The organism is Paraburkholderia sp. LEh10, assembly GCF_017814945.1.
GTDB lineage: Bacteria > Pseudomonadota > Gammaproteobacteria > Burkholderiales > Burkholderiaceae > Paraburkholderia.
The window spans coordinates 152,689-178,277 of record NZ_JAGIPX010000009.1 but is presented as its reverse complement, the minus strand read 5'-3'; the positions used below and the strand labels follow the sequence as shown (position 1 = coordinate 178,277).

At 65.1% G+C, this 25,589-nt stretch carries 23 protein-coding genes; 3 read left to right on the top strand and 20 right to left on the bottom strand.

Annotation, left to right across the window (positions count from 1 at the left end; all coding sequences use genetic code 11):
- Window positions 1-108 precede the first annotated feature (108 nt).
- The gene (locus J8I87_RS10450) at window positions 109-1,029 is read left to right on the top strand and encodes a serine/threonine dehydratase family protein (RefSeq protein ID WP_209931377.1); all 921 of its coding nucleotides are present in this window, start codon (window positions 109-111) and stop codon (window positions 1,027-1,029) included.
- Window positions 1,030-1,095: 66 nt separating this feature from the next.
- Here J8I87_RS10450 and J8I87_RS10445 read toward each other — a convergent pair whose 3' ends face one another.
- From J8I87_RS10445 to J8I87_RS10430, 4 genes are read right to left on the bottom strand one after another with little or no spacing between them, the layout of a single operon-like run.
- Window positions 1,096-2,295 carry a cytochrome P450 gene (locus J8I87_RS10445; RefSeq protein ID WP_209931376.1) on the bottom strand — a complete coding sequence of 400 codons (1,200 nt, stop codon included), beginning with the start codon at window positions 2,293-2,295 and terminating at the stop codon, window positions 1,096-1,098.
- A 38-nt stretch (window positions 2,296-2,333) separates the two neighbouring features.
- Window positions 2,334-3,317 (bottom strand): 2-dehydropantoate 2-reductase, encoded by a 984-nt coding sequence (locus J8I87_RS10440; RefSeq protein ID WP_209931375.1) that lies wholly within the window; start codon window positions 3,315-3,317, stop codon window positions 2,334-2,336.
- Window positions 3,318-3,335: 18 nt separating this feature from the next.
- Complete coding sequence (locus J8I87_RS10435) at window positions 3,336-4,112, bottom strand: class II aldolase/adducin family protein (protein WP_209931374.1); 777 nt, start codon at window positions 4,110-4,112, stop codon at window positions 3,336-3,338.
- Between the two features lie 10 nt (window positions 4,113-4,122).
- Complete coding sequence (locus tag J8I87_RS10430) at window positions 4,123-5,331, bottom strand: amino acid aminotransferase (protein ID WP_209931373.1); 1,209 nt, start codon at window positions 5,329-5,331, stop codon at window positions 4,123-4,125.
- 147 nt (window positions 5,332-5,478) lie between these two features.
- Between J8I87_RS10430 and J8I87_RS10425 the strand changes: the two genes are divergently transcribed.
- A complete protein-coding gene (locus tag J8I87_RS10425; protein WP_209931372.1) occupies window positions 5,479-6,414 on the top strand; it encodes a LysR family transcriptional regulator in 936 nt (311 codons plus the stop codon).
- Between the two features lie 221 nt (window positions 6,415-6,635).
- The gene (locus J8I87_RS10420; protein WP_209931371.1) at window positions 6,636-7,154 is read left to right on the top strand and encodes a TlpA disulfide reductase family protein; all 519 of its coding nucleotides are present in this window, start codon (window positions 6,636-6,638) and stop codon (window positions 7,152-7,154) included.
- Window positions 7,155-7,277: 123 nt separating this feature from the next.
- Here J8I87_RS10420 and J8I87_RS10415 read toward each other — a convergent pair whose 3' ends face one another.
- The 16 genes from J8I87_RS10415 to J8I87_RS10340 all read right to left on the bottom strand — a co-directional run bounded on the left by J8I87_RS10415 (window position 7,278) and on the right by J8I87_RS10340 (window position 25,350).
- Window positions 7,278-7,694 (bottom strand): DUF302 domain-containing protein, encoded by a 417-nt coding sequence (locus J8I87_RS10415; protein WP_209931370.1) that lies wholly within the window; start codon window positions 7,692-7,694, stop codon window positions 7,278-7,280.
- A gap of 35 nt (window positions 7,695-7,729) precedes the next feature.
- Complete coding sequence (locus J8I87_RS10410) at window positions 7,730-8,224, bottom strand: hypothetical protein (protein ID WP_209931369.1); 495 nt, start codon at window positions 8,222-8,224, stop codon at window positions 7,730-7,732.
- Window positions 8,225-8,724: 500 nt separating this feature from the next.
- Window positions 8,725-10,173 carry an NAD-dependent succinate-semialdehyde dehydrogenase gene (locus J8I87_RS10405; protein WP_209931368.1) on the bottom strand — a complete coding sequence of 483 codons (1,449 nt, stop codon included), beginning with the start codon at window positions 10,171-10,173 and terminating at the stop codon, window positions 8,725-8,727.
- A 240-nt stretch (window positions 10,174-10,413) separates the two neighbouring features.
- A complete protein-coding gene (locus J8I87_RS10400) occupies window positions 10,414-10,794 on the bottom strand; it encodes a PaaI family thioesterase (RefSeq protein WP_209931367.1) in 381 nt (126 codons plus the stop codon).
- Between the two features lie 66 nt (window positions 10,795-10,860).
- The gene (locus tag J8I87_RS10395) at window positions 10,861-11,874 is read right to left on the bottom strand and encodes a substrate-binding domain-containing protein (protein ID WP_209931366.1); all 1,014 of its coding nucleotides are present in this window, start codon (window positions 11,872-11,874) and stop codon (window positions 10,861-10,863) included.
- A 36-nt stretch (window positions 11,875-11,910) separates the two neighbouring features.
- Window positions 11,911-13,008 carry an ABC transporter ATP-binding protein gene (locus J8I87_RS10390; protein ID WP_209931365.1) on the bottom strand — a complete coding sequence of 366 codons (1,098 nt, stop codon included), beginning with the start codon at window positions 13,006-13,008 and terminating at the stop codon, window positions 11,911-11,913.
- A gap of 9 nt (window positions 13,009-13,017) precedes the next feature.
- The gene (locus J8I87_RS10385) at window positions 13,018-13,935 is read right to left on the bottom strand and encodes a carbohydrate ABC transporter permease (RefSeq protein WP_209931364.1); all 918 of its coding nucleotides are present in this window, start codon (window positions 13,933-13,935) and stop codon (window positions 13,018-13,020) included.
- On the bottom strand, window positions 13,935-14,891 hold the full coding sequence (locus tag J8I87_RS10380; RefSeq protein WP_209931363.1) for a carbohydrate ABC transporter permease: 957 nt from the start codon (window positions 14,889-14,891) through the stop codon (window positions 13,935-13,937). Before J8I87_RS10380 ends, J8I87_RS10385 begins: the two co-directional genes overlap by 1 nt.
- Window positions 14,892-14,899: 8 nt before the next feature.
- The gene (locus J8I87_RS10375) at window positions 14,900-16,144 is read right to left on the bottom strand and encodes an ABC transporter substrate-binding protein (RefSeq protein WP_209931362.1); all 1,245 of its coding nucleotides are present in this window, start codon (window positions 16,142-16,144) and stop codon (window positions 14,900-14,902) included.
- A 68-nt stretch (window positions 16,145-16,212) separates the two neighbouring features.
- Window positions 16,213-17,604 (bottom strand): GH1 family beta-glucosidase, encoded by a 1,392-nt coding sequence (locus tag J8I87_RS10370; protein WP_209931361.1) that lies wholly within the window; start codon window positions 17,602-17,604, stop codon window positions 16,213-16,215.
- 373 nt (window positions 17,605-17,977) lie between these two features.
- Window positions 17,978-19,039 (bottom strand): hypothetical protein, encoded by a 1,062-nt coding sequence (locus tag J8I87_RS10365; RefSeq protein ID WP_409518744.1) that lies wholly within the window; start codon window positions 19,037-19,039, stop codon window positions 17,978-17,980.
- 171 nt (window positions 19,040-19,210) lie between these two features.
- On the bottom strand, window positions 19,211-19,381 hold the full coding sequence (locus J8I87_RS10360) for a hypothetical protein (RefSeq protein WP_209931359.1): 171 nt from the start codon (window positions 19,379-19,381) through the stop codon (window positions 19,211-19,213).
- Between the two features lie 72 nt (window positions 19,382-19,453).
- On the bottom strand, window positions 19,454-21,280 hold the full coding sequence (locus J8I87_RS10355) for a diguanylate cyclase domain-containing protein (RefSeq protein WP_209931358.1): 1,827 nt from the start codon (window positions 21,278-21,280) through the stop codon (window positions 19,454-19,456).
- Window positions 21,280-22,386 (bottom strand): extracellular solute-binding protein, encoded by a 1,107-nt coding sequence (locus J8I87_RS10350; RefSeq protein ID WP_209931357.1) that lies wholly within the window; start codon window positions 22,384-22,386, stop codon window positions 21,280-21,282. Before J8I87_RS10350 ends, J8I87_RS10355 begins: the two co-directional genes overlap by 1 nt.
- A 706-nt stretch (window positions 22,387-23,092) precedes the next feature.
- The gene (locus J8I87_RS10345; RefSeq protein ID WP_209931356.1) at window positions 23,093-24,622 is read right to left on the bottom strand and encodes a HAMP domain-containing sensor histidine kinase; all 1,530 of its coding nucleotides are present in this window, start codon (window positions 24,620-24,622) and stop codon (window positions 23,093-23,095) included.
- Window positions 24,619-25,350 carry a response regulator transcription factor gene (locus tag J8I87_RS10340; protein ID WP_209931355.1) on the bottom strand — a complete coding sequence of 244 codons (732 nt, stop codon included), beginning with the start codon at window positions 25,348-25,350 and terminating at the stop codon, window positions 24,619-24,621. Before J8I87_RS10340 ends, J8I87_RS10345 begins: the two co-directional genes overlap by 4 nt.
- Between the last annotated feature and the right edge of the window lie 239 nt (window positions 25,351-25,589).

Here is a 25,589-nt window from a genome sequence, read left to right as displayed (position 1 = left end):
TTCGATGCGTCGAACCGCCCTGTTTTCTGGCTGCATGCTGCAAGCCCGAACGGCCGCGGCTTGCTATCATGAATGCCCCTGCGATGACCCGCTTCAGGCAACACTGCGATGACACTGCATATCGACACGCCCCTCATCGAATCCCAGCCGCTTAGCCGCACGCTCAACCGCCGCGTGCTGCTGAAGATGGATGCGCTGCAACCGCCCGGCTCGTTCAAGATACGCGGCATCGGCTACGCGTGCGAGGAGCACGCGAAGCGTGGCAAGCGCCGTTTCGTGTCGTCGTCGGGCGGCAATGCGGGCATCGCGGTCGCCTATGCGGGCCGCGCGCTGTCCGTGCCCGTCATCGTCGTCGTGCCGCATAGCACGGGCGAACGCGCGAAGGAACTGATCCGCATGCAGGGCGCGGACGTGATCGTGCACGGCGCGACCTGGCAGGAAGCGAACGCATTCGCGCGCGAACAGACCCGTCCCGACGACGCGTTCATTCATCCGTTCGACGACCCGCTGCTGTGGCACGGCCATGCATCGATGATCGACGAAGTCGTGCGCGCGGGCGCGAAGTTCGATGCCGTCGTGTTGTCCGTGGGCGGCGGCGGCCTGATGGCGGGTGCGATCGAAGGCTTGCGGCGCAATGGCCTGAACGATGTGCCCGTCGTCGCCGTCGAAACGGAAGGCGCGTCGTCGCTCGCGCAGTCGGTGCGCGCGGGCAAGCGGATCGAGTTGCCGGGCATCACGAGCGTCGCGACGTCGCTTGGCGCTAAGCAGGTCTGCGAACAGGCTTTCGCGCTCACGCAAACGCATCCGGTCGAATGCGTCGTGGTCACGGATGCGCAGGCCGTGGACGCGTCGCGCCGCTTCGTCGACGATCATCGCGTGCTGGTCGAGCCAGCATGCGGCGCGAGCGTGGCGCTCGCCTACCGGCCGACGGAAGTATTGCAGCGCTTCGAGACCGTGCTGATTATCGTATGCGGCGGCGCCGGTACGACGATCGAGCAACTGGAGCACTGGCAACGCGAGATGGCGTGAGCGTTTCGATTGCACGCGTGCATCTCGCGTGCAATGTCGCGTGCAATTTCGCATCGCCCCGTCAGATCACAGCGCGCCGATCAGCCTTTCAACGCCGCGCAGATTGTTCCGCTTGCGCCACGCAAGCGCATCGAGATTCGTGAGCCTTAGCTGCGGCAGCCGCGTCATCAGCTTTTGCAGCGCGATTTCAAGCTCCATCATCGCGAGGCGCGCGCCCAGGCAATAGTGAATGCCCGCGCCGAACGTCAGCAGATGCCCGGAAGGCTCACGTTCGATATCGAGCGTATCGGGCGCCTCGAAGCGCTCCGGGTCGCGGTTCGCCGAACCGAGCAGCATGAACACGATCGAGCCGCGTGCAAGCGTCTGGCCATTGACATCGATATCGTCGAACGCGGTGCGCACGACCATCTGCACTGCCGTGTCGTAGCGCGCACACTCGGCGACCGCCTGCGCAACCAGTGACGGCTCGGCGCGCAGGCGCTCCAGTTGCGCCGGATGCCGGTGCAGCGCGATCAGCGCATTGCCGAGCATGTTCGACGTGGTCTCGTGTCCCGCGACGAACAACAGGATCACGTTCGACACGATCTCCGCCTCTGAAAGACGCTCGCCGCCCTCTTCCGCCTGAATCAGCGACGACACGATATCGCTGCCCGGCCTTGCGCGGCGTTGCGCGACCACTGCGCCGAAGTACTGTTCGAGATCGAGCGCCGCGCGGTTGGCCTGCGCGAGCGCGTCGGCCGACAGCGGCGCGAGATCGAACGCGGACACGAGCAGGCTTGCGGCGTCGCCGAAGCGCTTGCCTTCTTCGACGGGCAGATCGAGCAGACGGCAGATGATCTGCAACGGCAGCGGCATCGCGAACTCGCTCACGAGATCGACCTCGCGCTTGCCGCGCATCGCGTCGATCAGGCTGTCCGTTGTTTCTTCCGCGATCGTGCGCAGCGTCTCGATCTGCCGCGCGTTGAACGCCTTCATCAGCAGCGCGCGCAGGCGCGTGTGCGCGGGCGGATTCATCATCAGGAACGTGCGCTCGAGTGCCTGAAACACGGGCTGCTCGCGCGCGCTCTCGCCATAACGCGCGATTACGCTGGGCATATACGTCTTGCCCATGCGCCGGTCGGGCAGCAGCGCATCGATGACGGCATGGCGGCCTGTCAGCATCACGTTCGGCGCGAGCGGCACGAATGCGCCCGCGCGGCGGATGTTGTCGTAGAACGGATAGGGGTTTTCGAAAAATGCAGGCGACGACAGATCGGTAAATTTCATGCTTTGACGCACAGTGCAGGGAAGTTGAAAACGTGTGTTCAGGCCTGAGGATACAACCCGCGTGCGCGCGCATGCAGACGCGCGAGCCCGAACAGCGCATTCGCGTACGGCGTCGCGACACCCGTCAGCGCGCCGAGCTCGCACACGGCGCCCACCAGCGCATCGAGCTCGACGGCCTTGCCCGCCTCGACGTCCTGCAGCATCGACGTGCGCATCGCACCGAGCTTCAGCGTGACGGCGTGGCGATCCTCGGGCGCCTGCTCGATCGGAATGCCGAAGCGCGCGCCGATCTCTTTCGCCTCCAGCATCACACGCGTGACGAAGTCGCGGGCGAGCGGGTCGCTGAGAATCTTGTCCGTGGTGGCGCCCGTGATCGCGCTCACCGGGTTCATCGTCATGTTGCCCCACAGCTTGTACCAGACATCGCGCTGGATCTGCCCGGATGCGCTTGCATCGAAGCCCGCCTTGACGAGCAGTTCGACGAGCGATTTCACGCGCTCGCTCGGATGTCCCTGCGCTTCGCCGACGATCAGTCCGCGCCCCTGATGATGTGCGACGACGCCCGGCGCATCGACGCGGCAGCTCGCGTGCACGACGCAGCCCAGCGTGCGCTCAGCCGGAATCGCGGCGGCAATCGAGCCATCGGGATCGACGGACGCGAGACGTGCGCCCGCGAACTCGCCATGCAGCCCGTCGCAGAACCACCACGGCACGCCGTTCATCGCCGTCAGCACCAGCGTGTCCTTGCCGAGCAGCGGCCCGCTACGCTGTGCGACGGCCGCCATGCCAGGCGCTTTCACCGCGACGATCACAAGATCCTGCGCGCCGAGCGCTTCGGGCCTGTCGCTCGCCTGCACGCTGACCGCGTGCGTCACGCCGTTCTCGACGAGGCGCAACCCATGTTCACGCAACGCATCGAGCGTCGCGCCGCGCGCCACCACGCTCACCTCGCAGCCCGCCTGCGCGAGCTTCACGCCCATCCATCCGCCGATCGCACCCGCGCCGTAAATGCATACCTTCATGGTTCGTCGTCCCCGTAGTCAGTCCTTGTAACTCGCGTCGATTCGATCGACCTTGCGCACCAGCGCGTCGAAGACGTCCTGCCCCGCGCCGTAGCGCGCGTCGAATTGCAGTGCATCGCGCGAGCACTGTTCGGCGATCGCTTGCGGCACGTAGCGCGGGCGGCCCATCGCGAACGTCGCCACCTGGATCTCGCACGCGCGATTGAGCGTCCACAGGATCGCGAAGGTCTGCGGCAATGTCTCGCCCCACGCGAGCAGTCCGTGATTGCGCAGGATCACCGCCTGCCGGTCGCCGATATGCTCGACGAGGCGCGGCCCTTCTTCAGCATGAATCGTGATGCCCTCGAAGTCGTGATACGCGACGCGCTCGTGCAACTGCGCGCTGTAGAAGTTCGTCTGCTGCAAGCCGTCCTCCGAGCATGCGACAGCGACGCCCGCCGTCGTATGCGTATGCATCACGCAATGTGCATCGGGTATGCCTTGATGCAGCGCTGCGTGCACCGTGAATCCCGCGGGGTTCACAGGATACGTCGAGCCGTCCAGAATGCGCCCTTGCGCATCGATCTTCACGAGATTGCGGGCGGTCACTTCACTGTAATTCAGGCCGAACGGATTGATCAGGAACTGCTTCGCTCCGCCCGTCAAGCCTTCGGGCAGACGCACGGTGATGTGGTTGTAGATCAGCTCGGTCCATCCCAGCATATCGAAGACGCGATAGCAGGCGGCCAATTGAACGCGCGCCAGCCACTCGTCGGGATGCATCGGCGGCGCGGCTTGCGTGTCTCGCTCCTCCATGCCGCTCTCCTTATGCGCGCGCGCCGGATCCCGCGACGGCCGCGATCGCCGACGCCACATACGCGACGTTGCCGCGATTCAGGCCGGCGACGCACATGCGTCCCGAGCGCAGCAGATAGATGCCATGCTCGACGCGCAGCGTTTCGACCTGCTCCGCCGACAGACCCGTGTACGTGAACATGCCGACCTGCGCCACATAGCGCGCGCGCATCACTTCATCGACGCGGCCGGCGAGACCTTCGTGAATCGCATGGCGCATCTCATGTATGCGATCGCGCATCACGCGCAACTCGTCGTCCCACGACGCCCGCAGCTTCGCGTCGCCGAGCACGCCCGCGACGAGGCGCGCGCCGTGCATCGGCGGATTGCTGTAGTTCGCGCGGATCGTGAAGGTCAGCTGGCCGAGCACGCGCTGCGCTTCGGCCGCGTCCTTGCAAACCACGCTGAGCGCGCCGCAGCGCTCGCCATAGAGCGAGAAGTTCTTCGAGAACGAATTCGCGACGATCAGCGGCACATCGGACGCGGCGAGCATGCGCACGCACGCGGCATCTTCTTCGAGACCGTCGCCGAAGCCCTGGTAAGCCATGTCGACGAACGCGATCAGCTTGCGTCGCTGCAGCACGGGCAAGAGTTCGCGCCATTGCTCGACGGTCAGATCGACGCCCGTCGGATTGTGGCAGCACGCATGCAGCAGCACGATGCTGCGTTCAGGCAATGCGTCGATCGTGTCGCGCATCGCTTCGAAGCGCAGCCCGCCCGTCGCGTCGTCGTAGTACGGATACGTGTTGACGGTATGCCCCGCCGCTTCGAATACGACGCGATGGTTTTCCCAGCTCGGATCGCTCAGCCACACCTGCGAGCCCGCGAAGTGGCGCTTCAGGAAATCCGCGCCGACCTTCAGCGCGCCCGAGCCGCCGACCGTCTGCACCGTCGCGATGCGGCCCGCGGCGCGCGCCTCGCTGCTGGCGCCGAACACCAGCGCCTGCGCGGCGTCGCGGTACTGCGGCAGGCCCGACATCGGCAGATACGAGCGCGGCGTGCCTTGCGCGACGACGGCGGCCTCGGCTTCGCGCACGGCCGACATCACGGGCAGCGTGCCGTTTTCGTCGAAGTAGATGCCGATGCTCAGGTTGACCTTGTTCGTGCGCGGATCGCGCTGGAAGTCCTCGTTGAGGCTCAGGATCGGGTCGCCGGGATAGGCGGGTATGTGTTCGAACATGGCTGTGTCTCTATCGGTGTTCAGATGCGTGAAACTGCGAGCGGTCGTGAAGGCATGAACGCGTGGGGACCAGTGTCGGCGAAAAGCCCGTCCCGTCACAATCAATCGATTTTGGATGATTCGTAAGTTTAGCTTTAGAATCCGACGATGGCCCTCACACGCGTCACCATACGCCAATTCGAGGCGTTTCTCGCGATTGTCGATCAGAACGGCATTGCCGCAGCGGCGCAACGGCTGGGGCTGACGTCGTCCGCTGTCAGCCAGTTGCTCGCGGAACTGGAGCGCGAACTCGGCTTTCGTCTATTCGACCGGACGACGCGGCGCGTGAGCCTGTCCTCGGCAGGCCGCGATTTTCTCCCATCGGCGGAATCCGTGCTGCGGCATGTGCGCGCCGCCGAGCAGACGGCAAGCGATATCCGCAACCGCGCGGCGGGCATCGTGCGCGTCGGCGCGCCGCTCGTGCTGGCGAGCACGGCGATGCCGTATGCAATCGCGGGCTATGCGGCGCAAAAACCGAAGGTCGTGGTGCGCGTCGTGGACACGGATGTCGAGCGACTGGTGGAGCGCGTCGCGAGCGGCGACGTCGATCTCGCCGTCGGCCCCGATCGCGCGACGGGCGACCGCGTGCAGCGCGAAGCGGTTTTCAGAAGCCCGTGGGTGCTGTGGTGCGCGGCCAGTCATCCGCTCGCGCGCCGCCGGCGTCTGCGCTGGCAGGACCTGCGCGGCACGCCCATCATCGCGACGGGCCGCGATCATGAAGCGAGCGTCGCGCAAATGCTCGCCGATCAGCCTTCCGATGCGCGGATCGCGCCCGTCGAAGTGGTCGACAACGTGACGACGGCCTTCGGTCTCGCCGCGCAGGGGCTCGCCGTCACGCTCGCGCCTGCCTATGTGAAGCCGCTTGCGCAGACGTTCGGTCTCGCGATGCGGCGCGTCGTCGATCCCGAGACGATTCGCGAGGTGTGCATCTATCGGCCCGTGGACCGTTCGCTGTCGCCGCCCGCCGATGGCTTCGCGCAATTTCTCGGCAAGTGCCTGAAGACATGGGACCGCGATACGCAAGGCGAGCAGGCGTCGAGATAACGCGCTGCGCTCGTCGGAACGCGCGGCGGCCTATGCATCTTTTTCTATTGCACCTCCGTCTTTTTCCTTTTTTGGGTGCCGCGTCGATCGCGGTTCGCGGCGTCAAACGGCGAACGATGAGCCGATCGGGCAGGAAGTCGAATCGCGCGAGCATTGGCCGCATGCGCTCGCGCTCGTATGCTCGGCGATCTTTTACAGAAGCCACGGAGATTTCGTCGGACATGAAATTCGTCACAACACTCGCGGCGTGCGTTGCAGCCGTTTGCCTGCTCGCCGCGCCCGCGTTCGCGGCCGCGCCCGCGACGCCCGCTGCCATCTATCAGACGCAATTGCAGCCGCTCGACGGCAAGCTCGAATCGCTCGACCGTTATCGGGGACATGCGCTCGTCGTCAATTTTTGGGCGCCGTGGTGCGGACCGTGTCGCACGGAAGTGCCCGAGTTCGTCGCGCTGCAGGAGAAGTACCGCGGCAGCGCGCAGTTCGTCGGCGTGGCCCTCGACGAAGCGCCCGCCGTGCGCGCGTTCGCAAAAGACTATGGGATGAACTACCCGCTCTATCTCGCGGGCATGGGCGGCATCGCGACGATGCTGCGCGAAGGCGATACGCGCGGCGCGTTGCCGTTCACCGTCGCCTATGACGGCAGCGGACGCAAGGTCGGCTCGATTACGGGGCTTGCCAGCGCGGACGGGCTCGAAGCGCTGCTGGCAGTGGCGATCGGGTCAGGCGCGGTCAACCGCTAGGCGCACGGATGGAACACGACGGCATCTGCGTGACGTTCGGCCTTGCGCGCGTCATGCGCGTGGCTTCGCGACACTGATCGATGCGACCCGCAAGCTTGCGCGACGAAGCACGGGCGCTGCCCGTCACACGGGATCGCGCGCCGCCGCCATCTGGATCAGCGCCTTCGCTTTCGCAAGCGGCTCGACGAGCGGCGCGTCCAGCCCATAACCACCGACGAGCGCTTGCGTGATGTCGTCGATGGCGAGCCAGGTCGCGCGCGCCTGGTCTTCCCATACGAGGGCCTTCAACGGCAACAGCAATCCCGCGTGCGGATTCGCCTCCATGACGGGCGTGCCGCCTTTGGGATTGCCGAACACGATGAGCCGCGTCGGCCGCAGCGTCATGCCGACCTGCGCGGCGGCCTCGGACTGGTCGATATCGACGAAGATCGTCATGCCCTTGTCAGCGAGCAGGCCGCGCAACCTCGCGACCGTGATCGAAAAGCCATGCTCGCTTTTGAACGTCGCAACCGACGCGGGAAATCTGGCTGCCTGAGTCATCGCGCACCCCGGTGATGGCACTCAACGCAGTGTAGTCATTGCGGTGCGGCAACAGAAGCGGGTTGCTGGACCTGCGCCGCCATCGCGCGGAAGTTCTCGGGCGTCGCAAAGCCGAGATACTGCGCCTGCATCTCGGGCGTCAGCAGTTCGATCAGCGTGCTGTTCTCGATCCACAGCTCGATCACATCGAAGAAATTGTCGCCGCGCGTGCAGCGCACCGCGCGCCAACCTTCGCGCTCGCCAATCGCGATGACCTGTTGCTCCGATAGCGGCGTCGCAACGGCCATGTGATAGCCGCTGTATTGCGGGCGTGCGGATGTCGTCGAGGCGAGCGGCTCGCGCTCGTCGCCGGGCGTGAGGGTCAGGTCGCTCGGATAGGTCTCGATGATCGTGCCGCGCTCGTCGCACGCCACCGCCATCCAGGCGCCCTCGAAAGGCGAAAACGGCGCGGCAAAACCGCCCCACAGTTCGGCTAGCGTGCGCGCGACGCGCTCAGGATTTTGCGTGGGAATGGACGCGTGAAAGATCATCGAAACTCTCCAGTGACGCGTGATGAACGCACAGGCGCAAAGACGGTCTCGAGATTCGCGCGCTGCCGTTCGACACGTTCGACTCGACAAACGGGCGTGCCACAGCCGCTGCGCCGTGCGTTGTCGTTTTTCTTTTCACGCGCGCTTCGTGGAGCATTTCGAGGATTGCTGCATGCGCCGGGAGTGCAGCGAGTAGTAGAACGAGGCCGTGCAACCGCATTTGAAACGCGGCTTCGGCACGCGCAACAGACAGTTCGCGCGGCAGCCAGCCTGGCGATGCAGCAAAGCAGGACGTGCTGCATCGATCGCCATGCTAGAAGCGCACGACGATGTGACCAATCGGGAATTTTACTGACAGCTTTCGATTCGTCCGACGAACGCGCCCTTCGCGCGTTCGCCGTTCCCATTCAACAAACAGTGATAGCCGCCCGCCGTTGCAGCGGGCGGCGCTTCGAAGCGCGCCTGGGTCGCGCTTATTGCGTGTGGCTTATGCGTCGCGCTTATACAGCCATCACGGTGACGGCCTTCGTCACGAGGTACGCTTCCATTGCTTCCGGTCCGCCTTCCGAGCCATAACCCGAATCCTTCACGCCGCCGAACGGCATTTCCGGCGTCGGCGTCGCGGGCTGGTTGATCCACAGCATGCCGACTTCGAGGTTCTGCGACAGCAGGTGCACGTTGCGGAACGACTTCGTGAACGCATAACCGGCGAGTCCGAACGGCAGACGATTGGCTTCGGCGATTGCGTCTTCGATCTTGTCGAAGCCGCGAAGCGCGGCAACCGGGCCGAACGGCTCGTTGTTGAACACGTCGGCTTCGAGCGGCACGTCCGTCAGCACGGTCGGCGCGAAGAAGTTGCCTTCAGAGCCGATGCGCTCGCCGCCCGTCGCGACCTTCGCGCCCGTTGCGCGCGCATCTTCGACCACCTTCGCCATCGCCGTCAGACGGCGAGCATTCGCGAGCGGCCCGAGCTGCGTGCCATCGGCGAGACCGTCGCCGACCTTCAGGCCTTCCGCGTGCTTGACCAGCGCCGCCGCAAATTCTTCCTTGATGCTGTTATGCACGAGAAAGCGCGTCGGCGAGATGCACACCTGGCCCGCGTTGCGGAATTTCGCGCCCCCCGCTGCCTTGACTGCGAGCGCGACGTCCGCGTCTTCCGCAACGATCACGGGCGCGTGGCCGCCGAGTTCCATCGTCGCGCGCTTCATGTGCTGGCCGGCGAGTGCCGCCAGTTGCTTGCCGACGGGCGTCGAGCCCGTGAACGTGACCTTGCGGATGACCGGGTGCGGAATCAGGTAGCTCGAAATCTCAGCGGGGTCGCCGAATACGAGGCCGACCGTGCCAGCGGGCACGCCCGCTTCGACGAACGCGTGCAGCAGCGCTGCCGGCGACGCCGGGGTTTCTTCCGGCGCCTTCACGAGGAACGAGCAACCGCTTGCGAGCGCCGCGCTCAGCTTGCGCACGACCTGATTGACGGGGAAGTTCCACGGCGTAAATGCCGCGACAGGACCGATCGGTTCCTTGATGACGAGCGACTGGGCGTTCAGGTTGCGCGACGGCACGACGCGGCCATACACGCGGCGGCCTTCGTCGGCGAACCATTCGATGATGTCGGCAGCCGACAGCAACTCGACGCGCGCCTCCGCGAACGGCTTGCCCTGCTCCTGCGTCATCAGGCGCGCAATGCTGTCGGCGCGCTCGCGCACCAGCGCGGCGGCCTTGCGCATCGTCGCCGCGCGCTCGTTGGCGGGAATCTTGCGCCACGCTTCGAAGCCCTTCTGCGCGGCTTCCAGCGCGCGGTCCAGGTCGGCTTTGCCCGCGTGCGCAACCTTGCCGATCGGCTTGCCCGTTGCGGGATTGATGACGTCGAGCGTCTTGCCGCTGGCGGCGTCGCACCACTCGTTGTTGATCAACAGGCGGGTATCGGTGTAGCTGCTGGATGTGACCATGCTGTATTCCTGATAGTGGGAAGACGCCGGACCTCGCACGGTGCGCGGCCCGGAATGGGCTGGTGAAACATCGATCTTAGCCGATTGCGCGCAACCTTTCCTGGGCCATGCACCGTCGCGCGCCGCGAAAATGTGTCGCGATGTTACCGGTCACAGCGCACATGGCTTCATCATCGCTGACGATCGGCGAACGATCGGCCGGGATCGGCGCCGCTTCGCGGAACACGGCGGGTATGGTGCTCAGGCGTACTTGAACACGCCCTGCGCGCTGGCGATCAGGATCTTGTGATCGACCCAGGCTTCGGCGCGCGCGAAGAACACGGAGCGGCCTTTTCGCTCGAGAAAGCCCTTGCTGATGACGTTCTCGCCGAGCCCCTTGTCGAGGTAGCTGATCGTGAGCGACAGCGTGAACGCGTGAATCGGATCGCCTTCGCTGTAGACGCCCGAGTAGCCGGCCGCCGCGTCGAGCAGCGTGGCGATCGCGCCGCCTTGCAGCACGCGCTGGCGGTTGAGCGTCGCGGGCCGGATCGGCATCGTGAATTCGGCGTAGCCGCTTTTCCACTCGGTCAGTTCGACCGCGAGCGATTCGAGAAAGGGATTGTCGAGAGGCGGTGGCTGCATGAGAACTCCTGGTGAGCCCTCATGCTAATTCAGTTGATCGGCTCGATGGCGCCGCGCGTCCCTCTTTTACGCCGCTTTCACGTGCCCCACCGATGCGCGCATCGTCACCGTCACGGGATACTCGCGAAAGATCTCCCACTTTGTTCCGTAGCACTGGTTGATGAGCCAGCGCACCGCGTTCTGCGTGAGCTCGGCCGTCGGAATATGCACCGACGTCAAGGCGGGCGCCGCATACGCGGCCGAATAGTCGTCGTCGTAGCCGATCACGGATACATCGCCCGGCACTGAAATGCCCACCTGCTGGAAACGCGCGAGCGCGCTGACGGCCATCGTGTCGTTCGCGCAGAAGAGCCCCGTGAACGGCACCTTCGAATCGAGCAGTTGGCAGGTCGCCGCATAGCCGCCCTCGGGGGAGAAATCCGATTCGATCAGCGGCACCGTGTCGCGCGCAATGCCGTGGCGCGCGAGTTCATCGAAGAAGCCATCGAGCCGCTCCACGTTGTCGGACGCCGTGAACGGCCCGGAAATGACGGCGATCCGCCGGTGCCCGTGCGCCAGCAACGTCGCCGCCGCCAATTCGCCGCCGCGCCGGTGGTCCGCGCAGAACGACGCGTCGGGAAGCTGCCCGAATGCACGGTTCAGGAACACCATCTTCGGGTGCATCTGGTGCAGCTGGTCGAGGTCTTCGTCATGCAGATCGTGGCTGATGACGACGACGCCGTCGCAATCGCGTCCGATCAGAAAGCGCACGGCTTCGAGCGCCTGCTCGCGCGGCGTCAGTTCTCCGCAGCCCGTCGCCACGACCACATGACGATGCACGGCACGCAGCTCCAGATCCGTCTGCTTGAGGATCGTGCCGTAATACGAGCCGAAAAACGTCGGCACGAACAGCCCGATGATGCCGAGCTGCTGCGTGGCCATCGCGCGGCCGATGGAAGACGGCCGGAAGTTCAGTTCCGCAATCGCGGCCTTCACGCGCGCGGCCGCATCGGCCGACACGGGTCCTTTGCCGGAAATGGCGCGCGAGGCTGTCGAGAGCCCCACGCCCGCGCGTTGCGCAACATCTTTGAGGGTCGCCACGGTGTCTCCGTCCGCTTGGTTGGTTGCGCGTGCTGCTCAGAGGCGCGCGCCGCCTGCCTCGTCGAACAGCGATAGGTGTGCGCCGTCGATCGTGAACGCGACCGAATCGCCGACGGCGACGGGCGTCTTCTCCTGATCGATCGACGCTATCTGGGTGCCATGATAATCGAGCCAGATAACCCGGTGGTTGCCCATCGGTTCGACAAGCGACACTTGCCCGCGTTGATTCGAGTCCGCACCGATGCGCACGCGCACGTCCTCGGGCCGCATGCCGAGCACGCACGGTTTGCCCATCTCGGGCTGCGCGGCGAACGCATAGCGCGACACGTCGAGATCGAGCTGCGCGCCCGTGAAGCGCACACTGCCTCCCTGCGCAAGCAGCGTGCCGTTCAGGAGGTTCATCGCGGGCGAGCCGAGGAAGGATGCGACGAACAGGTTCGCGGGCCGCGCGTAGACTTCTGCAGGCGTGCCGAACTGCTGGATCACGCCGCTCTTCATCACGGCCATCCGCGTGGCAAGCGTCATTGCTTCGGCCTGGTCGTGCGTCACGTAGATCATCGTCACGCCGAGGCGCTGATGCAGTTGCTTGAGTTCGCGGCGCAGTTCGGTGCGCAGCTTCGCGTCGAGATTCGACAGCGGCTCGTCGAACAGGAACACGTCGGCTTCACGGACGATCGCGCGGCCGATCGCCACGCGTTGCCGCTGTCCGCCCGACAGTTGCGCGGGCTTGCGCTTGAGCAGCGGGCCGAGTTGCAGCATGTCGGACGCGCGCGCGACGCGCCGCTCGATCTCCGCCTTCGGCGTGCCGTTGATGCGCAGCGCGAACGACAGATTGCGCTCGACGTTCATCGTCGGATACAGCGCATACGACTGGAACACGAGCGCGACGCGCCGGTCCTTCGGATCGGCCCACGTCATGTCCTCGCCGCCGATTTCGATGCTGCCTTCCGTCACGTCGATCAGCCCGGCGATGCTGTGCAGCAACGTCGACTTGCCGCAGCCCGACGGGCCGAGCAGCACGACGAATTCGCCCGCGCGCACGTCGAGATCGAGCGCGTCGATCACCGTGTTCGCGCCGAGCTGGATCTTCAGGTCGCGGACCGCGACGTTTGCGATGTTCGGTGCAGTTGCCATGTCGTTCCCTCAACCCTTCACCGCGCCCGACGCGATGCCGCGCACGAACCAGCGACCCGAAATGAAGTACACCGCGAGCGGCACGACCGATGTCAGGATCGTCGCCGCCATGTTGACGTTGTAGATCTTCTCGCCCGTCGTCGTGTTGATGATGTTGTTCAATTGCACCGTCATCGGCAGGTTTTTCGTGCCCGCGAACACGAGGCCGAGCAGGTAGTCGTTCCAGATGTTCGTCACCTGCAGGATCATCGCGACGACGATGATGGGCACCGACATCGGCAGCATCAGGTGAAAGAAGATGCGCCAGAAGCCGCCGCCGTCGATGCGCGCCGCCTTGAACAGTTCCAGCGGAATGCCCGCGTAATAGTTGCGGAACAGCAGCGTCATCACGGGCATGCCGAAGATCGTATGAATGATCACGATGCCGGGCAGCGAGCTGAACAGATGCACGCTCGCGAGCACGCGCACCATCGGATAGATCATCACCTGATACGGAATGAACGCGCCGAGCAGCAGCACGCCGAACAACAGGCCCGCGCCGCGCGGCCGCCAGAACGACAGCGCATAGCCGTTGATCGCGCCGATCGCGATCGAGAACACCGTGCTCGGCACGACGATGCGCACCGAGTTCCAGAATCCCACGCGGATGCCGTTGCAGTCGAGCCCCGTGCACGCCGACTGCCACGCGTCGCCCCACGGTTGCAGCGTGAAGTGCGTCGGCAGCGCGAGCAGATTGCCGAGGCGGATCTCGTCCATCGGCTTCACCGACGTGACGAGCATCACGTACAGCGGCATCAGGAAGAACAGCGCGGCGATGATCAGAAAGCCATATACGCCGAGACGCGCGGCAGACATGCGCTTGCCGCGCCTCGGGCGGCGGCGCGGCCTGTCGGCGGACGGAACGGGAGGCTGCAACGCCGTGCTCATCACACCTCCTTGCGCGATGCGGCGCGGCTGCGGGCATACAGGAACGGCGCGAGGATCGCGAGCACGGTGGCCAGCAGCACGATCGAGGCGGCCGACGCGAGCCCGATATTGGCGCGGCCGAACAGGTAGTCCATGATGAACTTCGCGGGCACTTCGCTCGCGGTGCCCGGGCCGCCCTGGGTCATCGCGACGACGGCATCGTACAGCTTCACCACCGCGACGAACAGCAGCACGAACGCCGTCGATATCGACGGGCCGAGCATCGGTATCACGATGCTCGCATAGACGCGCCAGCGCGGAATGCCGTCGATGCGCGCGGCCTTCCACAATTCGTCGTCGATGCCGCGCAGGCCCGCGAGCATCACGGCCATCACGAGGCCCGATGCCTGCCACACAGTCGCGATCACGATCGTATAGATCACCCAGTCCTGATCGACGATCCAGTCGAAGCGCGCATGGGCGAAGCCCATCTTGTGCAGCAGCGACTGCGCGCCGAGCTGCGGATTGAGCATCCATTGCCACACGAGGCCCGTCGCGACGAACGACATCGCATACGGATACAGGAACACCGTGCGCAGCGCGCCTTCCGCCATCACGCGCTGATCGATGAAGATGGCAAGCAGCATGCCGATCACAAGACACGCGGCGATGAAGCACGCGCCATAAATGACGATGTGCTGCAGCGACACCAGCCAGCGGTCGTTATGAAAGAGCCGCACGTATTGCGTGAGGCCGACGAAGTCGTTCGACGGGAACGTGCGCGAGTTGCTGAGCGACACGCGCGCCGTCCATAGCATCGTGCCGAGGTACGCGAAGATCACCGTCAGCATCATCGGAATCAGCGCGATCCATGCGGCGGGCGGCCAGCGCTTGCGCAATGGCCGCCCGCGCGTCCTCGCAGCGGGTCGCGGGTTCGCCGTCATGTCGGGCAACGCGGGCGACTTGAGCGTCCCCATCGCGCGCCCTAGCCCTTCAATGCGCTGGCAAAGGCCTTTTGCGCATCGTCGGCCGACTGGTTCTTGTTCCAGAAGTTCGTGATGACGTCCGTCAATGCGCCCTGCACGTCGGGCGACACGAGCATTTCCGGGTTCGGCAGCTGGCGCGACTTGTCCTTCATGATCGCGATGCCCTCCTTCGCGCAGATGTCGAGCTGGTTCACGTCCACATCGGGCCGGATCGGAATCGAGCCTTTCTTCGCGCTGAACGCGACCTGCGCCTGCGGCGAGGTCATCACGGTCGCGAGCAGGTTCTGCGCCTTGATCGTATTCGCGTTGTCCGTCTTCGGAAACACGAACACGTCGCCCGCCACCAGATAAGGCGAGCGCGGACCGAAGCCGGGGAAGCAGCCGAAGTCCTTGCCGGGCGCCTGCTTCGCCGCCGAGAACTCGCCCTTCGCCCAGTCGCCCATGATCTGCACGCCGGCCTTGCCGGAGATCACGAGCGCCGTTGCGTCGTTCCAGTTGCGCCCGGGCGAGCCGGGATCGACATAGTCGTGCAGCTTCTTGAACGCGACGAGCACCTTCTTGAACGCGTCGGAATTCACCGCGTTCGCGTCGCGGTCGCGATACACCTTCAGATACAGATCCGGCCCGCCGACATCGGCGAACACGGCATCGAACGTGATCTTCTCCTGCCACGGCTGGCCGCCCAGCGCGAGGGGTATCACGCCCGCGTTCTTCAGCTTGTCGAGATCGGAGAGGAATTCGCCGTAGCTCTTCGGATCGCCCGCGATGCCCGCCTTCGCGAACACCGGCTTCGAATAGAAGAACCAGGCGGGCATGTGGATATCGACGGGCGCCGCATAGTAATGACCGTTGACCCTGATGCTGTCGAGTATCGATTGAGGGAAAATGGCCGCCCAGTTCTCTTTCGCGGCGACGGCATCGACGTTGTTGAGCAGGCCCTGATCGATCAGGTCATGGAACTGCTTCGACGTATTGAACTGCGCAGCCGTGGGTGGATCGCCGCCGACAATGCGGTTGATCGCGGTCGCGCGCGCCTGGTCCGCACCCGCCACGGCGTTGTCGATCCATTGACCGCCCGCCTGGTTGTACGCGTCGGCGAACTGGCGGATCGCCGCCGATTCGCCGCCCGACGTCCACCAGTGAATCACGTTGGCCTTCAATGGTTCAGCGCGCGCGATGACACCCGTGATGGCCAATGCCAGTGCGATACCGCTTTTCAACACCCACTGTTTTTTGCTGTTCATTCCGTCTCCTTCAGGCTCGATGCCCGATCTGTCAGGTCGACTGCAAACCAGCTTGTCGTTTGCGCGTGTCAGTTTCTGCTTTTGCGTTGCTCGATGAACTTCGCGACCAGCTCGCCGCTGCGCTTGACGGTGCGTTGCTGCGTGGCGTAGTCGACATGCACGACACCGAAGCGCCGTTCGTAGCCGAACGCCCACTCGAAGTTGTCGAGCAGCGACCACACGAAGTAGCCGCGAATATCGACGCCCTGCTTGACGGCCTCATCGACGGCGGCGAGATGGCGCTTCAGGAACGCGATGCGCTGCGTGTCCTCGACGCGGCCGTCCTGCACCTTGTCGTCCGACGCCATGCCATTCTCGGTGATGTAGATGGGCGGCAGGTTCGGGTACGCGCGATGAAAGCCCGTCAGCAGATCGCGCAGGCCGTCCGGGTACACTTCCCAGCCCATCTGTGTGCGTTCGACGTCGGGCAGCGGCACGTCGATGAAGCCGTGCGCGCCGTCGCTCTTCACGTTGGTGCGGAAATAATAATTGATGCCGAGGAAGTCGAGCGGCGCCGCGATCGCGGCGAGATCGCCTTCGAGCACGAGCGGCTCGGCGCCTGGCCACAATGTCCACAAGTCGGCGGGGTACTCGCCGTTGAACAGCGGATCGAGAATCCACGCGTTGTGCTGGACCTCGAACAGATGCGCGGCGCGCTCGTCGGCCTCGCTCGACGAAGCGGCCGTGCCGCGCCCGACGTTCGCGACGATGCCCTTGAGCGACGCCGGATCATTCGTGCGCAGCACCTCGGTCGCGTGCCCATGCGCGAGCAGCAGATGATGCATTGCCTGCGTCGCGTAACGCAGATTCGAATGCCCCGGCGCATGATGGCCGTTGCCATAGCCGAGGAACGCCGAGCACCACGGCTCGTTGAGTGTCATCCAGGCATCGACATGCCCCGACAGTTCGCGGCTCATCAGGTCCGCGTAATCGGCGAAGCGATAGACAGTCTCGCGATTGAGCCACCCGCCGCGATCTTCGAGATGCTGCGGCAAGTCCCAATGGTAGAGCGTGACGAAGGTTTTCAGCCCCTTCTCCTTCAGTCTGCCGAGCAGCCGCTTGTAGAACTCGAGGCCCTTGCGGTTCGGACGCCCCGCTTCGTCCATCACGCGGGGCCACGCGACCGACAGACGGTATGCCTCGAAGTTCAGCCGCGCGAGCAGCTCGACATCGCTCTCCCAGCGATGATAGTGATCGCAGGCCACCTCGCCCGTGTCGCCCGCGAGCACTTTGCCGGGCGTGGCCGAGAAGGTGTCCCAGATCGACGGCAAGCGGCCGTCCTCGTTGACGGCGCCTTCGATCTGATACGAGGCCGTCGCCGCGCCGAGCAGAAAGTCCTTGCGCCAGAGCACCGAATCGGCAGACGGCGTGAAGGGATCGCTTTGCGGACTGCTGCCGGGTGCCACTGCATCGTGTGCCACGGGACCTCCTCTCGTTTGATGGTTGGATTCGTCGATGAGACACCACGGTAAGACGGGATGGAAGTCTTCGGGTGGAAGCGCTTCCACACGTCCTGCGCACGATATCAGCGACGCTTTTGACGCAGCAATCAGGGTTTGTCTGGATCGCACCTGGCGCTGCCGGAGCCGCCATCCAATGGCATTGAGTGAGGCATCGAACCCATTGCCTGACGGGAAGACGGACGCGGCGTGAAGCGCGGCGGATCGCACGTCCTGTCCGCTTCGCCTCGCTCCGTTGGTTCCGTTTCGTTTCGTTCGCCAGAAGCAGAAGCACGAACGGCGCTCACCGCGCCGTTCGTGCTTTCGAACCTCACTGCCTGGCTTTGATGCCCGCTTACGCCCAGTGTGCGGGCACCCATACACGGCCGATCCAATGTCCCGGAACCCAGACAGCGACGCGCGGTTTCGGCGCGACATACACGACATGCGGGGGCGGCGGCGGCGCGACGACCACGACATGCGGCGGGGGCGGCGGCACGACGACGGGAGCCGGCACGACCACGGGAGCCGGTGCGACGACGACTGCGGGCGGGGGCGGCGGGGGCGCGACCACCACCGGCGCGGGCACGGGCGCAGCGACGACCACCGTCGAAGTCGGCGGCGGCGGCACGACGACGGCCGCACCCACCGTTGTCGTGGTGCCCGTCACGACGGTCGTACCACCCGTCGTGACCGTGCCGCCGTGCACGACCGTGCCGCTCGTCGTCACGGTGTTGCCGTGCGTGCCCGTCGCGCTGCCCGACGTCACCACGACGCCAGGCGCGACGCTCGTCGCGCTGCCCGAATGCGTGACCGTGCCGCCGTTGCTGCCCGTCACCGTGCCCGAGCGTGAGCAGGTCCAGCCGCCGCAATTCGTCGATGCCGCATGGTTGTAGGTGTTGCCGTTGCCCGTCGTCACCGAGCCCGACGACGAGTACTGGCCAGCGCCGTCGCGCGTCACCGAGCCCGACGTCGAAGCCGTCCGGCCATCGGAGCCCGTCATCGAGCCCGTGTGCGAGCACGTGCCGCCCGCGCAGCTGGTGTCGCCCGAATGCGCGACCGAGCGGCCGTTCGGACCGTAGGCCGTGCCCGAATTGGAGAACTGGCCAGGCGCCGTGCGCGTGACGCTGCCCGAGTTGGTCGCCACACCGCCGTAGGGACCCGCCACGCCGCCCGCGTGATTGCAGGTGCCGCCGCTGCAATAGCCGCCGTGCGCGCCGCTATATTCGCCGCGCGACGTGTACGCCGTGCCGTGCCCGTACCAGCCGGCCCACGCGGGCACGCTGACGAGCGACGCGCCCGCGCCGACCACGGCGGCTGCCGCCGCGACGGCGACGCGGCGCGATACGCCACGCGCGAGCGTCGATGCCGAACGATTCAGCAGACCAGAAAACGAGGAGAAGAATTGCGAGCGGATGTTCACGGCGGTGTCCTTCACGGTTCGGGCCACTTGCGAATGCAGCGTGGCGACGGATCAAATCGTAGAAGAACCAGCCCGCCAAGTCAGTTCAAAAACTATGTCGGGAAATGTCACGGCGGCGCGTGCAAAGTGCCTTGCCGCCGCGCCTGTGTCGCGCGCCGGACGCTATCAAGAGCGGTCGCGGCCGCGCGCGCGGGTCGCGCCCGTGACCACGCCGATGCCAAGCAGGATGACGGCGACGATCGCGACGTAGTGTTGCGCGACGTGCATGCTGACGAGTGCCCACGACACACCGCCAATGAAAATCAGCCAGCCGATCAGATAAATGGCCAAGGTCATCGGGTTCTCCTTTCCGCTGTGACGTGCAAGCTCCTGCAAGAAGCATGCCGCTGGGGAGAGCCCTGTTATGCGCTATGCGATCGCGTCGGCGCCATCCGCGGCGGGCTCGACTTTCTCGGGCTCGCTATCGAATCGACACGTGTCGCGCCCGTCCCGCGCGCGCTGCATCGCGATCAGCTCGCTGTACGAAAGCCATGCGCCCGAGCCGACCGATTTCGCCGCGTACATCGCAGCGTCCGCGTTGAGCAGAAGCGCTTCGGCCGAGTCGCCGTCCGCCGGGAACTGGCTGATGCCGATGCTCGCGCCGACCGTCATCGGCTGGTCGTCGATCATCACTTCGTCGTCGAGCGTGCGCACGATGCGCGCGGCGATCGCGGGCGCCGCATCGGCGGAGCGCTCGCCTTTGACGAGCACGATGAACTCGTCGCCGCCCAGCCGCGCGACCATGTCGCCGCTGTACAGCACATGCTGCAGGCGCCGCGCGACGATCGCGAGCACATCGTCGCCGACGGAATGACCGTATTGATCGTTGATCTGCTTGAAGCGGTCGAGGTCGATGAACAGCACGGCGAGGCGCTCGCCGCTCATCTTCGCGACGTCGATCGCTTCCTGCAGCTTCTGCATGAAGAGCATCCGGTTCGGCAGACCCGTGAGCGCATCGTGGCTCGCGAGGTGCGCAAGCTCGTGCTGCTTGCTGTGCAGCTCGTCCATCTGCACGCGGATCTCGCGGCGCATGCGTTCGAAGCAGCGCGCGAGCACGCCGATTTCGTCCGTGCGCTTGAGCGGCAACGCGACCATCGTGTGCTCGGAGAAGAAATGCGTGGCGGCGTCCGCGAGCGTATGCAGCGGGCGCGTCAGCGCGCGGGCGAAGAGAATCGCCAGCAGGATCGCGAACGCGCTGAAGATTAGCACCATGCGCACGATGCTGTCGCCCAGCATGTTCGCGCCGACGAGCACATTGTGCAGCGGCTTCGCGAGTCCGAGCACGATGAAGCGGTTGCCTTGCGATTCACCGAATGGCCGGCGCACGAAGGTCAACACATGGCCGTCCGCTTCGTTCGGCTGCGTGAGCCCATTCATCAGCACGGGTGCCGTCGACTGCTCGAAAAGCGGCCGGGTCGCGGCGAAACTGTCCTGCATGAAGACTCGCCGGCCCTTGTCGAAGCCGAAGGTCTGCGCCGGATCGGGATGCACGAGAAAATCGCCCCACTCGTTCGCGAGATAGACCTGATAGTCGGACGGCAGGTCGGCCTGCGAGAGCCGCAGCAGGCTCGCGAGATCGACGTCGATGACGATCACGCCGACCACGTCGCCGCGCGCGTCGGCCACGGGCGTGCCGACCCGCAGCGTCGGCTTGCCTTCTGCCGCGTGCGCGCCGTGCTCATGGTTGACGGTGATGGGGGAAACGTAGATGCGTCCCGGCGGCAGCGCGAGCGTGTCGAACACATACGCGAACTGGCCTTTTTCCTGCAACGCGCTCTCCTGCACGCGCACGCCGCCGCCCGATTCGCGGTCGAGACGGATCAGCTCCAGCCCATAGTGATTGCGCGCGATCAGCCTCAACTGCAGATACTCGGGATGTTGCGTGATGAAGCTCGCGAACACCTGTGCGAGCCGGTCGCGCATCGGGTTCTGCGGCGACGTGCCGTCGTCGGTTGCCGCGACGTTCGCGGCCGACGGCATCGTCGAGAGCACCAGCGCATCGGCGGCGATATCGTTGATGGCCGCCGTGAAGCGCTGCCCGAGCAGTTCCGTCGACGTCAGCAGACTGTGCTCCGCTTCATGCACGAGCATCGTGCGGTTCGCGCGATACGCGTAGTAGCCCGTCGTGCCCGACGCGAGCACGCCGATCAGCGCGAGCAGCACCGAAAGCTTGAACGTAAGGCCGGGGCGCATCATCAGAAGCGCTCCGGGCGGTCGCCGGACACGATCCTGCTCCACAGCAGCTCGCGTTTCTGGATGTCTTCGACGGGATGGATCCAGACGATATGGCTCTTTTCCGTGTTGCCGGGCGATTCGCTGAGCGTGTTCGCGAGCCCCTGGCGCTGCGTCAGCAGCCGGCTGACGTCAGGCTCGAGCATGTAGTTGATCCACGCGAGCGCAAGTGGCCGGTTTGCCGCGGCGCTCGTCATCGACCAGCAGTCGAGCCACGCGAGCACGCCTTCGTCGGGAATCACGTAGCCGACGTCGGCGCCCGCGCGGCGCAGCAACTCGACCTGCTGCGTGCCGTAGTTGCCGAACATCAGCGCGGCCTTGTGCTGCACGAAGAACGCGGCGGCTTCTTCGGGCAGGTTGTAGTAGGTCAGCAGGTTGCGCCGCAGGTCGATCAGCTTGCGCGTGATCGTCTGGATCTGCGCGCCGTTGAGCCTGAACGGGTCCGGATAGCCGAGCGCCAGCGCGGTGAACGAGAAATTGTGCTGCGCGCTGTTGTAGTCGAGCACCTTGCCGCGATAGCGCGGATTCCACAGTTCGTTCATCGAATGCGGGACGCCGCTCACCTGCTTGCGGTCATAGATGAGACCCATCGTCGAGTACGTGAACGGGATCGCGTAGACGGTGCCATGACGCGTGATCCCGTCGATGGAAGACAGCGCGCGAAAGCGCGGCAGCTGACGGCGGGTGTTCGGCAGGCTCGCGAGGTCGAGCGGCGCGAGCAGATTGTCGTGCCCGTAGCGCTGGATTTCAGCCGTATTCGCCGCGAGCACGTCGAACTGCGGTTGCGCGCCCTGATGCATCTTGTCCCAGAGCGCTTCGTCGGAATCGACCAGCGTGACTTCGACCTTCGCGTGGTAGCGCGCTTCGAATTGCTTCACGACGTCGGCGTCGGCATAGCCGGGCCATGCGAGCACGCGAAGCACGTTTTCACCTGCCGATGCCTGCGTGAGCAGCAGGCAGCCGAAAACAAAAAAGATGACTGAGTCAACGAAACGCTTCGGGCGGATAGCTGCGCGCGTGAATCCAGCACGCGAGCGCCGCCACCAGACATATGAGTCGTACCACCGCATTTCGTCTGTCCTTTCGCGATCCATAACCCATGCATTCCCAAGCGCACGCCAGGGCGGCGTCGGATCGGCGCGGGATGCGCTCGGAATCCGTGTGCACCGGCTGGCACATGCGAGGGAAGCAGCGTTCGGTCGCTTGCGAGTCACGCGCAACGATTCATTCATCTGAAGGAACAGCAGTCTAGCTGAATCGCGCGCGTCAAAAAATGATCTTCCGAGGTCTACACGCTGATAACGGCCGGGGATGACCGCATCTTTAACGATTAGAGTCCCCCATCTTTTCAAGCAGTGTTTCAGAAAATTTCGACCGGTGACGGGCACGGGCCGCGCAGCATTTGTCGGCTGGTTGAAACGGCCATTTGTTTTGGGCGTTTTTCGCGGGATTTACGGCGATGCGCGGCGAGTGTGCCGCTGGGGTACGTCGAGTTGAACGTTTGCGCGACCGGGCATCCGCGATATCGAAGCGTTACATTGCGCGTCATCGTAACGGCCGTTGATGACATTCGTGCGGTGTGCGCGAGGGTTTCTCGCGGTGCCCATCGCATGTCGTGCGCCTTTGCGTTTGGACGAGTCGCCCGTTCCCGGCGCGACTCGACGGCGCCTGCCAACTGCCGACGACAGGATTGCTCACGGATTGCCGTGGCTTGCGGGTGCAACGCCTCCGGCATCGCGCGACGCGTTGGCGCTCACACGGAAGCTCAGCCCGCGCTCACCCCACCGATGCCGTCACACGCCCACCTTTCTGCACACTTCCCGCGGGATGCAGCTCGAAGCAAAACGAGGTCCCCACTCCTTCCCGCTCGACGAGCCGGATCTGGCTGCCGTGCAACTGCAGCATGCGCTGGACGATCAGCAGCCCCAGCCCGCCGCGATGCGCGCCGCCTGACGAAAACGCGCGCTGGAACAGCCCCGCGCGCACTTCCGCCGACATGCCCGGCCCCGTATCGCTAACGGTCACCGATACCTTGCCGTCGCGAACCGCGAGGTCGACGTCGACGGTGCCGTCATCGGGTGTGTGCCGGATCGCGTTGTCGAGCAGATTGGTGAGCACGCGCTCGATCATGCCGAGATCGGCCGTCACGTTCGGCAGACGCGGCGCGATGCCCGCGCGCAACTGGACATGGCGCGCTTCCGCGGACAGCTCGAACTTCTGGAACACGTCCTGCACCAGATCGACCAGCGAGAAGTCTTCCAGCGCGAGTTGCACGTTGCCGTGCTCCAGCCGCGCGAGCTCGAACAGCGACTGCGCGAGCCGCCCCACCTTCATGCTCTGCGCGAGCGCAATCGCGAGATAGCGCTTGCGCTCGACGTCGCTCAGCGAATCCGACTTCATCGACAGCGTTTCCAGATAGCCGTGCAGCGACGTCAACGGCGTGCGCAGATCGTGCGAAATGTTCGCGACGAGTTCGCGCCGTTCCTGGTCCTGCTTCGTCAGCGCGCGCCATTGCTGGCCAATGCGGTCGGCCATCTGCGCGAACGTCGATTCGAGCGCCGCGATCTCGTCGCGCGAACGCACGCGCGCGGTACGTGAGCCCGTGCCCGTGAAACCCGTCACGGGAGGCTGCGCCTGCGGCTCGCCGTTCGCGTCGAATTTGCGCATCGCCTCCGTCAAACGGCGCAACGGCCTCGTGATCAGCCCGAACGCCATCAGACCCGCGACGAGACCGAGCAGCGCGACGAGTCCCATCGACCACAACGTCGTGCGCAACACCGAGCTTGCCGCGACGCGCGCCGCGAGCTCGTCGTGCGCCTCGCCTTGCAGCACGACGTACAGGTATTCGAGCGGCCGGTTGCCCGCGCGCGGGAGCAGCGCGGCGCTGAACACCTTGCGGCCGTCGACGCTGCGCGGATCATCGCCGAGTATCGGCAGCGGCTCGCCCGCGATGAACTGCTGAACCGGGCGCACGTCGACCTGCATCCGCTTCAGATGACCTGCGGGCGCATCGTCGCCTTCGATATGTCCGTCCTGATCCAGCAGGTACACTTCGACGCTCGGATTGACGACCATCAGCTGGCTGAAGATCTGCCGCAGCGCGCTCTTGCGCGAGCCGTCGCCGGTGTCGTCCGAGAGCGCCGGGTTGCGCGCGATATGCGTCGCCAGATCGCGTGACAGGCTTTGTATCACTTCCTTCTCGTGCAGATCGCTCGAACGGATCTGCAGCCATGCCGACGCGCCGCAGCACGCGAGCAGCAGCACGGAAAACACCAGCGACAGCCGCTGCGTCAAGGACAGGTTCACAGCGCGTCTCCGTCGTGCGCCGCCGGATCGGCGACGAACTTGTAGCCGCGTCCCCACACGGTCAGAATGCGCGCAGGCTGCGCCGGGTCGGCTTCGATCTTTGCGCGCAGCCGGTTGATGTGCGTATTCACGGTATGCTCGTAGCCCTCGTGCTGATAGCCCCATACTGCGTTGAGCAGATCCATCCGCGAAAACACCTTGCCCGGACGGCTCGCGAAGAAATACAGCAGATCGAACTCGCGCGGCGTCAGTTCGATCCGCTTGCCGTCGACGCTTGCCTCGCGCGTCAGCGGATCGATGAAGAGACCCGCAAGGTTCAGACTGCCCGCCTCCATGCGCGCGTCCTTCGCCATTGCATCGGCGCGCCGCAACAGCGCCTTCACGCGCGCAACCAGTTCGAGCACGGAAAACGGCTTCGCGAGATAGTCGTCCGCGCCGAGTTCGAGCCCGAGTATCCGGTGCACTTCGCTTGAACGCGCGCTCGTGATGATGATCGGCGTATAGCGCGCCATCGCGCGGGCGCGCCGGCAAATCTCGAGGCCGTCCACGCCCGGCAGCATCAGATCGAGGATCAGCGCGTCCCAGTTGCCCTGTTCGAGCAGCCGCAGCCCTTCGTTGCCGTCGGCGCTGTGAACGACCTCGTAGCGCTCGTCCCGCAGATGCAGGCTGAGCACATTCGCTATATCGACATCGTCTTCGACGATCAGTACGCGCTTCGGATGGTCCATCTGCTCGCTGGTATGGGCGCGGCCGCGAAGGTCCGCTGGACCCCGCTGCCAGCAAACGCAGCAGCGGGCGGGAATCACGAATAAACGAGGAATAAACGCTGCAATGCAACGTTCACCGCTCTGAAGCCAGTGCGCAGGCGACACGTGCATGCGAACCGACCCAAGCATTGTGCAGAATTTTCAGCGTCCGGGTTATCACAATTAATTTAAGTTTCCGTGAGGACCCGGATACCTCGGCG